The sequence below is a fragment of the Clavibacter phaseoli genome (assembly GCF_021922925.1).
In the GTDB taxonomy this organism is placed as follows: Bacteria; Actinomycetota; Actinomycetes; order Actinomycetales; family Microbacteriaceae; genus Clavibacter; species Clavibacter phaseoli.
Window position 1 is genome coordinate 2,843,122 of the sequence record NZ_CP040786.1, and the last position, 12,112, is coordinate 2,855,233.

The following is a 12,112-nucleotide window of genomic DNA, read 5'->3' on the forward strand; positions in this document are numbered from 1 at the left end:
ACGGGCCCTCGTGATGCGGATCCGGATCAGGACGTGGCGGTCTCCAGCAGCGGCACGAGCTGGTCGAGCGCGTAGCCGGTGGAGAGCGTGGTGCCGATCGAGTAGGCGGACGAGACGTCGCCGTCGAGGACGATGGAGTGGCCGGCCGCGACCGCGGGGATCGCCTGCCACAGCGGGTCGTCGGTGATGACGGACTTGTCGATGAAGATCGGGAACGCCACGATCACGTCGGCATCGAGCAGGTCGAGCTGCTCGGAGGAGACGTCGACCGAGAAGCCGCCGGCGTTGACGGGGATCCCCGCGATGGTCGGGCTCTGCTCGAAGCCGAGGCGCTCGAGGAACGCGACCCGCTCGCTGCCCTCGGCGTAGGCGCCCCAGCCCTCGCTGGTCTTGGTGGCGGCGGTGGCCGTCTTGCCCTTCCAGTCCGGGTGCGCGGCCTCGACCTGCTCGAAGCGCTGGTCGACCGCGTCGAGGAGGGCGTCGCCCTGGTCCTCGCGGCCGAGGGCCTCGGCGATCATGTCGACCTGGTCCTCCATGTCGGTGAGGTAGCTGTCGGCGCCCTCGGGCACGCCGATGGTGGGCGCGATCTGCGCCAGGCGGTCGTAGCGGGCCTGGTCGCCCGAGCTCTTGGTGTCGAGGATGAGGTCGGGTTTCAGCGCCGCGATCGCCTCGTAGGAGGGCTCGAGCGTCTCGATGATCTGCGGCTTCTCCGTGTAGAGGCCCTGCGCCCACGGGCCGACGCCGTCCGCGTCGGCGCCGAAGCCGAGCCAGTCCGAAGCGCCGACGGGCTGCACGCCGAGCGCGAGCGCGGTCTCCGCGTCGCCCCAGCCGAGGGCGACGACGCGCTTCGGCTCGCTCGGCACGGTGACGTCGCCGAACTTGGTGTCGACCGTGACGGGGAAGGCGCCGGTGGCGGATCCCGAGGCGGGCGGGGCGGAGGCGCCCGGGTCGGACGAGGCGGTGCATCCGGTGAGGGCGAGCGTCGCGACGGTGAGCGCGACGAGGGCGGAGCCGGTGGTGGGGAACCTCATGGTGCGGGGCCTCTCGGGTGTGGGGTGACGGGCCGGTGTGGATCCCGTCAGGCAAGGGCAGCCTAACCTAAGGGCACGCTAGGCTGACCGGGCCATGTCGCTCCGGGTCCTCGCGCGCGCCTCCGCCCCCGACGCCCCCGAGGGCCGGGCGCGGAGCGGGCTGTCGCGCTCGGCGGGCCTCCTCGTCGCGCTCGGCGTGCTCGTGCTCGCGCTGCTCGCCAGCATCGCGATCGGGTCGCGCGACATCCCGTTGGGAGCCGTCGTCGACGCGCTCGCGGGCCGCCCGCGCGATCCCGCCGAGCTCGTCGTGATCCTCGACCTCCGCGTCCCGCGCACCCTCGTCGGCCTCGCCGCGGGCCTCGCGCTCGGGGTCGCGGGCGCTCTCATCCAGGCCGTCACGCGGAACCCGCTGGCGGATCCCGGCATCCTCGGCGTCACCGCCGGCTCGGCCTTCGCGGTCGCCATCGCGACGGGCGTCCTCGGCGTGACCGCCGTGAGCGGTTACCTCTGGTTCGCCTTCGCGGGGGCGCTCGTGGCGGCCGTCGTGGTCTACGTCGTGGGATCCGCGGGGCGCGGCGGCGGGGATCCGGTGCGCCTCACCCTCGCCGGCGTCGCCCTCGGCGCGGTGCTCGCGGGCATCACCTCGGGGATGCTGCTGGCCGACCCGCAGGGCTTCACCGCGATGCGCGCGTGGGAGTCGGGCTCGCTGCAGGACCGCGGCTGGGACGCCCTCCTGCCGGTCGCGCCCTTCCTCGCGGCGGGCGTGCTGCTCGCCGCGCTCATCGCCCGGAGCCTCGACGCGGTCGCGCTCGGCGACGACCTCGCGCGCTCCCTCGGGGCGAACGTGGTGGTGGTGCGGACCGTGGCCGTGGTCGCCGTGACGCTGCTCGCGGGCGGCGCGACCGCGATGGCGGGGCCGATCGCGTTCGTCGGGTTGATGATCCCGCACATCGCGCGCTGGATCGTGGGGCCCGACCAGCGCTGGATCCTCGCGTACACGATCGTGCTCGCGCCCGTGCTGCTGCTCGCCGCCGACATCGTGGGCCGGATCGTGCTGCGGCCGGCCGAGCTGCCCGCCGGGATCGTCACCGCCGTGCTGGGCGCGCCCGTGCTGATCCTGCTCGTGCGCCGGCAGAGGGCGTCGGCGCTGTGAGCGCGCCCGCCCGCGCCGGCCGCCGCCCGGCCGCGACCCGATCCGCCGCCGGCCGCCCCGCGCGGATGGCCGGCACCGTGCGCCTGCCCGTCGTCGGCATCCGGTTGCAGCGGCGCGAGGCGCTCGTGGGCGCGGCGCTCGCCGTCGTGATCGTGGTCCTCGCGCTCGTGGCGCTGGGCACGGGCGACTTCCCCCTGACCGTGCCCGAGGTGATCCGCGCGATGGCGCTCCCCGACGGCTCGTTCGCGTCGACCATCGTGCTCGAGTGGCGCCTCCCGCGCGTGCTCGCCGCGCTCGCGTTCGGCGCCGCGCTCGGGGTCGCGGGCGCCGTGTTCCAGTCGCTCACGCGCAACCCGCTCGGCTCGCCGGACATCATCGGCTTCTCGACGGGCTCCTACACGGGCGCGCTCGTCGTCACGACGCTCGCCGGCGCGACCTTCCTGCCCACGGCCGTCGGGGCGCTCGCGGGCGGGCTCGGCACGGCGCTCCTCGTCTACCTGCTCGCGTACCGTGGCGGCGTGCAGGGGTTCCGGCTGATCATCACGGGCATCGCCGTCACGGCCGTCCTGCACGGGGTGAACACGTTCCTGCTGCTGAAGGCCGGCACCGAGGTCGCGATGGCCGCGTCCATCTGGGGCGCCGGATCCCTCGCCCTCGTCGGCTGGGACCGCGCGCTCCCGGCGTTCGCCGCCCTCCTCGTGCTCGCGCCCGCGATCCTGCTGCTCTCCGCGCCGTTGCGGCAGCTCGAGCTGGGCGACGACGCGGCGCGCGCCCACGGCGTGCGGGCCGAGCCGACGCGCCTCGCCCTGCTGGTCCTCGGGGTCGCCCTCACGGCCGTCGTGACCGCCGCCGCCGGGCCGATCGCGTTCGTCGCGCTCGCGGCCCCGCAGATCGCCCGCCGCCTCACGCGGAGCGCCGGCCTGCCGCTCGTGCCCGCCGGGCTCACGGGCGGCCTGCTGCTGCTCGCCGCCGACTTCGCCGCCCAGCACGCGCTGCCGGGGACGGTGCCCGTGGGCATCGTCACGGTCGTCGTGGGCGGCCTCTACCTGATCGCCCTGCTCGTCCGCGAGGCGGGGCGCCGTGCCTGACCCGATGGGAGGTCCACCCGTGGACGACACCGTGACCGCCGCGACCGCCGCGACCACCACCGCCCCGCGCCTCCGGGCCGAAGGCGTCACGCTCTCCTACGACCGGCGGGTGATCTCCGAGCAGCTCGACGTCTCCGTGCCCGACCGGTCGTTCACCGTGATCGTCGGGCCGAACGCCTGTGGGAAGTCGACCCTGCTCCGCGCCCTGTCGCGCCTGCTCGCGCCGACCGCGGGCGGCGTGCTCCTCGACGACCGGCCGCTCGGCTCCTACCGCGCCAAGGAGGTCGCGCGCATCGTCGGCCTCCTGCCGCAGAGCGCCATCGCGCCCGACGGGATCACGGTGGCCGACCTCGTGGCGCGCGGCCGCTTCCCGCACCAGAACCTCATCCGCCAGTGGACGCCGACCGACGAGGACGCCGTGCAGCAGGCGATGGCGGCTACGGGCGTCGCCGACCTCGCCACCCGGCACGTGGACGAGCTCTCCGGCGGCCAGCGCCAGCGCGTGTGGGTCGCGATGGCGCTCGCGCAGCAGACGCCCGTGCTGCTGCTCGACGAGCCGACCACGTTCCTCGACATCGCCCACCAGATCGAGCTGCTCGACCTCCTCGCCGACCTGCACCGCGACGGCAGCACCATCGTCGCCGTGCTGCACGACCTCAACCACGCCGCGCGCTACGCCGACCACCTCATCGTGATGAAGGACGGCCGGGTGGTCGCGTCCGGAGCCCCGCGCGACATCGTCACCGCCGAGCTCGTCGAGGAGGTCTTCGGGCTGCCGTGCCTCGTGATCGACGACCCCGTCTCGCACACGCCCCTGATCGTGCCGCGCGGCGGCCGCTGGACCTGAGCCCGGCTGACGTCGCCGCGGCGGGGGATCAGGCCGCGTCCGCCCGCGCGATCGACACCATCCAGTCGATCCCGTAGCGGTCGGTGCACATGCCGAACCGGTCGCCCCACGGCGCGACGTCGAGCGGGAGCACGACGGTGCCGTCGGCCGTCAGCGCGTCCCACCATCCGGTGAGCACCGTCTCGTCGTCGCCCGAGAGGGAGAGCGTGATCGCGGATCCGCTCGGCACGCCCATCGCCGCCGGGGTGTCCGACGCCATGAGAACGAAGCCCGCGCCGGAGGTCAGCTGGCCGTGCATCACCTTGTCGACCTCAGCGGGGTCCGTGGACATGCCGCCGTCGCCGAAGGTGGTCGTCTCGACGTCGCCGCCGAAGATCCCCTGGTAGAAGCGGAGCGCGTCGGCCGCCTGGTCGCGGAAGGACAGGTACGGGTTCATGATCGCGGACATGGGGGCGCTCCTCGGGTGGCGGATCCCCGCGGTCTGCGGCGACCCTGGTGGGACCCGATCCTGGCCCTGCCGCACGCGCGGCGCACCGTGACCGCACGTGAGGGTGCGCGGAGGCGGCGGCTAGAGCCCCTGGATCCGCACGCCCGACGTCTCGTCGACGCTCACGCGCCAGCTCACGCTGAACGGCACGTCCTCGTCGAGGTCCTTCACGCTGCCGTCGTAGAGGGAACGGACGGGGACCTGGATGTGCGCGGTGCCGACGGTCGACGGCACCACCCAGTCGAGGTCGGCGGGGTCGTCGCTCGCGGGCTGCAGCGCGATCTCCGGCATCTCCGTCATGCTCCACACGGGCGGCGCGGTGATCCGGTCGCGGATCGTCTTCCCGAACGGGCAGCCCGACGGGTACAGCACCGACTGCGTCGTGCACTCCGTGAGGTACGCCTCGACCTCGGACCGCACGGACGCGACGAGGTCGTCCGTCGGCTCGGCGTCGACGCGCGCGGGCACGACGCTGCCGGGCTCGGTGACGGCGACCTCGGCGTCCTCCGCCTGGAGGTACCGGGACGCGTGGTCGAGCGCGAGGGACGCGGGCGCGAGCACGAGGTACGTGGATCCGGCGCCCGCGGCCGCGTCGCCGCCGGGCGTCGCGGAGACGGCCAGCCCGTTGGCCGTGAACGTCGACGCGTGCCGGAGCTCGAGGTCGATCGCCGCGACCGGGCTCGTCGCGAACTCCCACCGGGCGAAGAGGCCGAGGGCCGCGGGGGTCTCGCGCACGCGGAACTCGGTGGATCCCGGCCCCGACGGCAGCGTGTACGAGTACGTGACCGCGCGCTCGCCGTCGCCCGCGGGCTCGTCGGACACGAGCTCCACGTCGGCGAGGCCGGGCAGGGCGCGGGCGTCGAGGAGGGCGCGGCTGCCGTCGTCCGGCAGCACGACGCCGGGGGTGGCGAGTGCGTCGCGGCTGTCCTCGCGGGCGAGCGCGTCGAGGTAGGAGCGCACGAAGCCGTGGGCGCTGAAGGTGCCCTGGTTGAGCGCGGCGACGGTGCCGAGGAACGCCCCGACCAGGAGCGCCGCGAGCAGGGACCAGATGACGACCGCCCGACGCAGCTCGCCGCGCGCGTCGACGGCGGGGCTCGGCATGCGGATCATCCTACGGGCGGGGGATCCGCGCCTCCGCGCCGCGGGGCCGGGGTAGATTCGAGTGCGCATCCGCGCCGCGCCGCCGCCGTCGATCCGCGCCGCATCCACCCTCGAGCCGCCAGGAGCCCCGCGTGAGCACGGTCCCCCTCTCCCCGGAGCAGGCCGCGGTCTTCCAGGCCATCGAGGGGACGCGCGACCACATCTTCGTCACGGGCCGCGCCGGCACCGGCAAGTCGACCCTCCTCACGCACCTGTCGTGGAACACCGAGAAGCAGATCGTCATCTGCGCGCCCACGGGCGTCGCGGCGCTCAACGTCGGCGGCCAGACCATCCACTCGCTCTTCAAGCTGCCCATCGGGGTCATCGCCGACGAGGAGATCGAGCAGACCGGGGAGCTGCGGAAGCTCCTCAACACCATCGACACGCTCGTCATCGACGAGGTCTCCATGGTCAACGCCGACCTCGTCGACGCCATCGACCGCAGCCTCCGCCAGGCCCGCCACAAGAAGGACGTGCCGTTCGGGGGCGTGCAGGTCGTGCTCTTCGGGGATCCGTACCAGCTGGCCCCCGTGCCGGGCGACGGCGACGAGCGCGCCTACTTCGCCGACCGCTACCGCTCCATGTGGTTCTTCGACGCGAAGGTGTGGGAGGAGGCGCAGCTGCGGATCTACGAGCTCACCGAGATCCACCGGCAGCACGAGGAGGCGTTCAAGGAGATGCTCAACGCCGTGCGCCACGGACGCGTCACGGCGGAGATCGCGGGCGTGCTCAACGCGGCGGGCGCCCGGCCGGCCCCGACCGACGGCGCCATCACGCTCGCCACCCGCAACGACACCGTGAACCGGATCAACGCGGAGGCCCTCAAGCGCCTGCCCGGCCGCTCGCTCACCGCCACCGCCGACGTCACGGGCGACTTCGGCGGCCGCACCTACCCGGCCGACGAGAAGCTCGACCTCAAGATCGGCGCGCAGGTGATGTTCCTCCGCAACGACGTCGACCAGCGCTGGGTGAACGGATCCGTCGGCGTCGTGACGCGCATCGACACCAACGTGTACGTCGAGCTCGACGGCGTCGTGCACGAGGTCGAGCCCGTCACGTGGGAGAAGCACAAGTACTCGTACTCGCCCACCACCAAGCAGCTGCGGCGTGACGTCGTGGCCGACTTCACGCAGTTCCCGCTGCGCCTCGCGTGGGCGGTCACCATCCACAAGTCGCAGGGCAAGACGTACGACCGGGCGATCGTCGACCTCGGCGCGCGCGTCTTCAGCCCGGGTCAGACGTACGTGGCGCTCAGCCGGATCACCGACATCGGCGGCCTGTACCTCACGCGTCCGCTGCGCCCGGGCGACATCATCGTCGACGAGAACGTGCGGCGGTTCATGAGCGAGGCCACCCGGATCCGGGTGACGCCGGCGGTCGCGCCCGCGAGCTGACGCGCCTGTCCGACGGCTCGCGCCCGCCGGCTCAGTGGCCGGAGTGCTCGCCCTGGATGCCGTCGAGGTCGATGGAGCTGTGCTGGCCGTGCGGGACGGCGAACTCGCCGGCGCGCGTGAGCGAGAGGGCGGGCGTGACGAGGCCAGCGACGACGAAGGCGCCGATGAGCACGCCCACGAGGTAGCGGCCGCCGGTGCGCTCGGGCTCGGCCGCGGAGGTGGCTGCGGCGGTCGCGACGGGCGCCGGGGAGGCCGGCGCGGCCGGGAGCGGGGCGCCGGATCCGATGAGCGCGGCGTCGGCCGGGAACGTCGCCTCGACGGCCGTGCACACGGCCTTCGCCTCGGACTCGGCGCGGGAGCGGAGGTGGCGGCCGACGACCGCGGCGACGACGAGGTCGAGCAGGGTCGCGGCGAGCATGGGGATCGCGGGCAGGTCGCTCGTGATGCCGGGGGCGGACATGACGACCGCGGCGGTGACGAGGAGCGCCCAGCCGGCGACCGGGACGAGAGCGCCGACGGCGGCCCAGCCCGGGATCGGCAGGCGGTCGGAGCGGAGGACCGCGATGGCCCAGGCGCCCTCGGCGACGCCGATGACGAGCAGGGCCACCATGGCCGCGGGCGGGGATCCCGCGCCGACGGCCAGGTGGATGAGCGCGGCGCCCAGGGCGGCGAGAGCCAGCCAGTGGCGGATGAGCAGTGACACGTGCTGGTCCCTTCGTCGTCCCGGGCGCCGCGGGTGGTGCGGTGCTGCGTGCTGTCGTGCGGGTGGTGCCGTGGTGCGTGACGCGCCCGGTGCGGCGGCGCGGCGGTGGTGCTGTGGTGCCGGGTGCTGCCTAGGCGGCGCGGGCGGCGCGGTTGCGGACGCCCTTCTCGGCGCCGAGGCCCACGATCAGCAGCACGACGGCGCTGCCGAGGTGCAGGAAGTGGTCCGCGGTGTTGAGCGCGAGGATGTTGAAGTCGGTGCTCACGAGGAAGAAGCCGACGATGCCGAGCGCGAGGTACGCGAACCCGACGGTGGAGTTGACGGCCTTGGCCGACGCGACGCTGGAGAGGCCGCCGATGAGCAGAGCCGCGCCGATGAGGAGGTGGGCCACGTTGTGGAACGGGTTCACCATGAAGATCCCGAGCAGCAGGCCGCCGTCGGAGGAGAAGAAGCCCCCGCTCTGCGGCGGGAACAGGAAGCCGAGAAGGCCGACGAGGACGTAGACGGCGCCGAAGACGGTGCCGAGCAGGCGGTTCGGGGATGAGCTCATGATGGTGCCTCCACTGGTAGGGAAGAGCCGGGGATCTCCCAGGCTCCCTACATTCGTACCGCCTACGCGCGTGGATTGGTGACACCGCGACACTGATTGGTCACGGGTTTCCGAGATGCTCCAGGAGGAAGGCCTCGGTGCGCCGGTAGGCGAGGGCCGCGGCGTCGGGGTCGAAGCGGTCGCGGAGGCTCGCGTTCGGGAACACGGGCGACGTGCCGGGGTAGGTGCGCGAGGTGATGGGCGTGCCGTGCTCGCGGAGCCGGCCGATGAAGGCCTCGGGCCGCTGGTCGTCGATCCAGTCGTCGTGCTCGGCGAGGTGGAGGAGCACCGCGCACGGGATGACGCCGTGCTCCTGGGGGCCGAGGCTCGCGCAGTAGGCGACGACCGCGTCGGCGCCGCCGTCCTGCGCCTCGAGGAGCGCGAGCCAGCCGCCGGGCGCGAAGCCGACCAGGCCGACCCGCCGGGATCCGCGGGCGCGCGCCGAGTCGATGCCGTCGCGGATCGTGCCGAGGGCGAACCCCACGTCCAGCTGCGCCGCGAGCCCCTCCGCGAGGCCGTCGTCGAGGGTGGCACGGCCGTCGTAGAGGTCGGGCACGAGCACGTGGAAGCCCGCGCGGGCGAGCGCGAGCGCGTACTGGTCGAGCCAGGGGAGGCGGCCGTGGTCGTCGTGGACGAGCACCACCACGGGGCCGCCGGGTTCGCCGAACTCGAGGGTGATGCCGGGATGCGGCAGGTCGACGATCTCGGGCATGGGGAGAACCTATCGTCGGGCTGTCGCGTGCCGCGCCGTGGAGGAGGATCGACGCATGGGATACCGCAACCGCCTCGCCGCCGCCACGACCGCCCTCGCCATCGCCGTCGCGCTCGCCGGCTGCTCGACGCCGCCGCGCACACCGGAGGACGCCGCCAGCCCGAGCGCCGACGCGGCCGCCCCCTCCGAGACCGAGTCGCAGGGATGGAACCGCGCCGACCTCTCCTTCGCCGAGGAGATGGGCGACCACGCCGCGGGTTCCGTGGAGCTCGCGGTGGCCGCGCTCACGGTGGCCGACCTCCCGCAGGGGGCGGAGGAGCTGGCCGTGCAGATCCGCGACGAGCAGGGCCCGCAGGCCGAGGAGCTCGCGCAGCTCGCCGAGGGGTGGTCGGGCGAGGAGGGCGGATCCGGCGCGAACGGCACCGAGGATCGCGACGAGGCGGGCGGCACCTCCGCCAGCGGCGGATCCGAGGACGGCGCGGCGAGCGGCGCCGCGTCCGAGGCCGACCTCGACGCGATGCGCGACACGGCCTTCGACTCGGAGCTGCAGGTGCTGAAGGCGGCGACCGGCACGGACGCGGCCCGCCTGTTCCTGCAGGGCATGATCGCCCGGCACCAGGCCGCGATCGAGCTGGCCGACGGCGAGGCGCAGCTCGGCACGTCGACCGAGGCGCTCGACCTCGCGGGCGCCATGTCGGCGTCGCAGGGCGACCAGCTCACCAAGATGCGCGCGCTGCTGGAGTCGTACGGCGGCTGATCCCCGGTGCACGACCGAGGGCCCGACGCGCATCGCGTCGGGCCCTCGGTCGTGCGGGCGGGTCCTGCCGGTCCGCGCGGCCGGCTCAGGCGGCCGGGCGGAGGAACGCGGCGGCCGCGGCGGCGAGGTGCCCCGGGTCGTCGGCGCCGCACAGCTCGCGGGCCGAGTGCATCGAGAGCAGCGGGATGCCGACGTCGACCGTGCGGATCCCGAGGCGCGTCGCCGTGATCGGGCCGATGGTCGAGCCGCACGGCACCGCGTTGCTGGAGACGAACTCCTGGTAGGGCACGCCCGCGCGCTCGCAGGCCAGGGCCCACTCGCGCGCGCCCACGCCGTCGGTGGCGTAGCGCTGGTTCGCGTTGATCTTCAGCAGCGGGCCGCCGTTGGGCACCGGCCGGTTGGCGGGGTCGTGGCGGTCGGGGTAGTTCGGGTGCACGGCGTGGCCGGCGTCGGCGGAGAGGCACCAGGAGGAGGCGAACGCGCGGCGGCGCTCCTCGGATCCGGCGCCGAGCCCGGCGGAGATGCGACCGAGCACGTCCTCGAGGATGGGGCCGGCGGCGCCCGACGGGGTCGCGGATCCGACCTCCTCGTGGTCGAAGGCGGCGAGCACCGCGACGGGCGCGTCCGGGTCCTCGTCCGCGGCGGCGGCGAGCTCGAGCAGGGCGACGAGGCCCGCGTGCACCGAGCTGAGGTTGTCCATGCGGCCGGCGGCGAAGAGCTCGCCGTCGAGGCCGAGGGATCCGGGTGCCTGCGTGTCCGCGACGCCCACGTCGTAGCCGAGCACGTCGTCCGCGGCCAGCCCCACGAGGCCGGCCAGGTGGCCGAGCACGTCCGCCTCGGCGGGGGAGCCGGTGCCGAGGATCGGGGACATGTGCCGCTGCGGATCCAGCCGCAGGCCGTCCGTGTTGACCCCGCGGTCGAGGTGCACCGCGAGCTGCGGGAAGCGCAGCAGCGGGCCGGTGCGGACGAGGTGGCGCCGGCCGTCGCGCGCGACGAGGCGGCCGGCGAGCTCGAGGTCGCGGTCGAGCCAGGAGTTGAGGAGCGGGCCGCCGTAGACCTCGACGCCGGCCTGGAGCCAGCCGTCGGATCCGATGGTGGGCTTGGGCTTCAGCTTGAAGCCGGGCGAGTCGGTGTGGGCGCCGAGCACGCGGAAGGGCGTGGTGGCGTGCGCGCCGGCGGGCTGGATCCACGCGAGGAGCGCGCCGTCGCGGACGATGAACCGCCGGCCGGCGCCGGTGGGCCACGCGTCGCGCTCGTCGAGGCGCGCGAAGCCCGCGGCCTCGAGGCGGCGGGCGCCCTCCTCGGCGGCGTGGAACGAGGTGGGGGAGGCCTGGATGAAGCGGCCCAGGTCCGCGAGGTGCGCGCGGCGGTCCGCCGGCATCAGTAGCCGCTCGATCCGAGCGCGCCGTCCTCGGGCGTCTGCACGGGCCCGGCGAGCACGACCGCGCTGCCCGAGACGCCGAGGCGCGTGGCGCCGGCCTCGATCATCTGCACCGCGGTCTCGTAGGTGCGGATCCCGCCGGACGCCTTCACGCCGGCCTTGCCGTCGACCGTGCGGCTCATCAGCTCGACCGCGTGCACGGTGGCGCCGCCGGTCGGGTGGAAGCCCGTGGAGGTCTTCACGAAGTCGGCGCCGGCGGCGACGGCCGCGCGGCACACGCCGACGATCTGGTCGTCGTCGAGCGCGGCGGACTCGATGATCACCTTGAGCACGGCGGGCGCGGGCACGGCCTCGCGCACGGCGCGGATGTCGGCCTCGACGTCGTCGAAGCGGCCCTCGCGGGCGGCGCCCACGTCGATCACCATGTCGACCTCGTCGGCGCCCTGGCGGATCGAGAGCGCGGCCTCGGCGGCCTTGACCTCGCTGTGGTGCTTGCCGCTCGGGAAGCCGCAGACGACGGCGACCTTGAGGTCGGCGCCCGCGGGCAGCTCGAGCGGGAGCATCGACGGCGAGACGCACACCGAGTAGGTGCCGAGCTCGACGGCCTCGGCGACGAGCGCGGCGACCTCGTCGCGCGTGGCCTCGGGCTTCAGGAGCGTGTGGTCGATGATGCGGGCGATCGCGGTGGTGTCGGCCTGGGGCGTGGACGGGCTGGTGCTCATGCGGGGATCCTCACGTCGTGCGGGACCTCGATCCTACGGCGGGCTCGGATCGGCCCGGCCTGACGGGGCCAGCCGCGGCGCGGGGGCGCCGGTAGCGTCACGGGTGTG

At 74.5% G+C, this 12,112-nt stretch carries 13 protein-coding genes; 5 read left to right on the forward strand and 8 right to left on the reverse strand.

The genetic code is table 11. The features are described from left to right. Positions 1–26 precede the first annotated feature (26 nt). Positions 27–1,031 carry an iron-siderophore ABC transporter substrate-binding protein gene (locus FGI33_RS13475; RefSeq protein WP_119435509.1) on the reverse strand — a complete coding sequence of 335 codons (1,005 nt, stop codon included), beginning with the start codon at positions 1,029–1,031 and terminating at the stop codon, positions 27–29. A 94-nt stretch (positions 1,032–1,125) separates the two neighbouring features. Between FGI33_RS13475 and FGI33_RS13480 the strand changes: the two genes are divergently transcribed. The 3 genes from FGI33_RS13480 to FGI33_RS13490 are packed head-to-tail and all read left to right on the forward strand — an operon-like array spanning position 1,126 to position 4,119. Continuing rightward, entirely contained in the window at positions 1,126–2,184 is a 1,059-nt protein-coding gene (locus FGI33_RS13480) for a FecCD family ABC transporter permease (protein WP_119435510.1), read from the forward strand. Further along, a complete protein-coding gene (locus tag FGI33_RS13485) occupies positions 2,181–3,272 on the forward strand; it encodes a FecCD family ABC transporter permease (protein ID WP_237582016.1) in 1,092 nt (363 codons plus the stop codon). The genes FGI33_RS13480 and FGI33_RS13485 overlap by 4 nt, the downstream gene beginning before the upstream one ends. Before the next feature lie 4 nt (positions 3,273–3,276). After that, positions 3,277–4,119: an ABC transporter ATP-binding protein gene (locus tag FGI33_RS13490; protein ID WP_119435026.1), complete on the forward strand. Its 843-nt coding sequence runs from the start codon at positions 3,277–3,279 to the stop codon at positions 4,117–4,119. A gap of 28 nt (positions 4,120–4,147) precedes the next feature. Here FGI33_RS13490 and FGI33_RS13495 read toward each other — a convergent pair whose 3' ends face one another. Together FGI33_RS13495 and FGI33_RS13500 are read right to left on the reverse strand one after the other, a co-directional pair. Next, positions 4,148–4,567 carry a VOC family protein gene (locus tag FGI33_RS13495; RefSeq protein WP_119435027.1) on the reverse strand — a complete coding sequence of 140 codons (420 nt, stop codon included), beginning with the start codon at positions 4,565–4,567 and terminating at the stop codon, positions 4,148–4,150. Positions 4,568–4,687: 120 nt separating this feature from the next. Then, entirely contained in the window at positions 4,688–5,707 is a 1,020-nt protein-coding gene (locus tag FGI33_RS13500; protein WP_119435028.1) for a hypothetical protein, read from the reverse strand. Between the two features lie 131 nt (positions 5,708–5,838). On the opposite strand from FGI33_RS13500, the gene FGI33_RS13505 reads away from it, so the two are divergent. Beyond that, on the forward strand, positions 5,839–7,140 hold the full coding sequence (locus FGI33_RS13505; protein WP_119402493.1) for an ATP-dependent DNA helicase: 1,302 nt from the start codon (positions 5,839–5,841) through the stop codon (positions 7,138–7,140). 31 nt (positions 7,141–7,171) lie between these two features. Here FGI33_RS13505 and FGI33_RS13510 read toward each other — a convergent pair whose 3' ends face one another. The 3 genes from FGI33_RS13510 to FGI33_RS13520 all read right to left on the reverse strand — a co-directional run bounded on the left by FGI33_RS13510 (position 7,172) and on the right by FGI33_RS13520 (position 9,144). Continuing rightward, complete coding sequence (locus FGI33_RS13510) at positions 7,172–7,843, reverse strand: hypothetical protein (protein WP_237582017.1); 672 nt, start codon at positions 7,841–7,843, stop codon at positions 7,172–7,174. 130 nt (positions 7,844–7,973) lie between these two features. Continuing rightward, positions 7,974–8,393 carry a DUF4383 domain-containing protein gene (locus FGI33_RS13515; RefSeq protein WP_119402459.1) on the reverse strand — a complete coding sequence of 140 codons (420 nt, stop codon included), beginning with the start codon at positions 8,391–8,393 and terminating at the stop codon, positions 7,974–7,976. Between the two features lie 100 nt (positions 8,394–8,493). Beyond that, complete coding sequence (locus FGI33_RS13520; RefSeq protein ID WP_119402458.1) at positions 8,494–9,144, reverse strand: dienelactone hydrolase family protein; 651 nt, start codon at positions 9,142–9,144, stop codon at positions 8,494–8,496. A gap of 55 nt (positions 9,145–9,199) precedes the next feature. On the opposite strand from FGI33_RS13520, the gene FGI33_RS13525 reads away from it, so the two are divergent. Next, positions 9,200–9,901 (forward strand): DUF305 domain-containing protein, encoded by a 702-nt coding sequence (locus tag FGI33_RS13525; RefSeq protein WP_119435170.1) that lies wholly within the window; start codon positions 9,200–9,202, stop codon positions 9,899–9,901. Positions 9,902–9,986: 85 nt separating this feature from the next. Here the strand turns inward: FGI33_RS13525 and FGI33_RS13530 are convergent, their stop codons facing one another. Together FGI33_RS13530 and deoC are read right to left on the reverse strand one after the other, a co-directional pair. Next, positions 9,987–11,282, reverse strand: coding sequence for a M18 family aminopeptidase (locus FGI33_RS13530; protein ID WP_237582018.1), 1,296 nt, complete (start codon positions 11,280–11,282; stop codon positions 9,987–9,989). After that, positions 11,282–12,004 (reverse strand): deoxyribose-phosphate aldolase, encoded by a 723-nt coding sequence (gene deoC / locus FGI33_RS13535; protein ID WP_119433780.1) that lies wholly within the window; start codon positions 12,002–12,004, stop codon positions 11,282–11,284. Before deoC ends, FGI33_RS13530 begins: the two co-directional genes overlap by 1 nt. Between the last annotated feature and the right edge of the window lie 108 nt (positions 12,005–12,112).

Excerpts from the sequence above, each read along its gene's own strand:
- FGI33_RS13480 (WP_119435510.1), top strand. The coding sequence starts at position 1,126 with ATGTCGCTCCGGGTCCTCGCGCGCGCCTCCGCCCCCGACGCCCCCGAG.
- FGI33_RS13475 (WP_119435509.1), bottom strand. The coding sequence starts at position 1,031 with ATGAGGTTCCCCACCACCGGCTCCGCCCTCGTCGCGCTCACCGTCGCG.
- FGI33_RS13495 (WP_119435027.1), bottom strand. The coding sequence starts at position 4,567 with ATGTCCGCGATCATGAACCCGTACCTGTCCTTCCGCGACCAGGCGGCC.
- FGI33_RS13520 (WP_119402458.1), bottom strand. The coding sequence starts at position 9,144 with ATGCCCGAGATCGTCGACCTGCCGCATCCCGGCATCACCCTCGAGTTC.
- deoC (WP_119433780.1), bottom strand. The coding sequence starts at position 12,004 with ATGAGCACCAGCCCGTCCACGCCCCAGGCCGACACCACCGCGATCGCC.
- FGI33_RS13525 (WP_119435170.1), top strand. The coding sequence starts at position 9,200 with ATGGGATACCGCAACCGCCTCGCCGCCGCCACGACCGCCCTCGCCATC.
- FGI33_RS13500 (WP_119435028.1), bottom strand. The coding sequence starts at position 5,707 with ATGCCGAGCCCCGCCGTCGACGCGCGCGGCGAGCTGCGTCGGGCGGTC.
- FGI33_RS13515 (WP_119402459.1), bottom strand. The coding sequence starts at position 8,393 with ATGAGCTCATCCCCGAACCGCCTGCTCGGCACCGTCTTCGGCGCCGTC.
- FGI33_RS13490 (WP_119435026.1), top strand. The coding sequence starts at position 3,277 with ATGGGAGGTCCACCCGTGGACGACACCGTGACCGCCGCGACCGCCGCG.
- FGI33_RS13530 (WP_237582018.1), bottom strand. The coding sequence starts at position 11,282 with ATGCCGGCGGACCGCCGCGCGCACCTCGCGGACCTGGGCCGCTTCATC.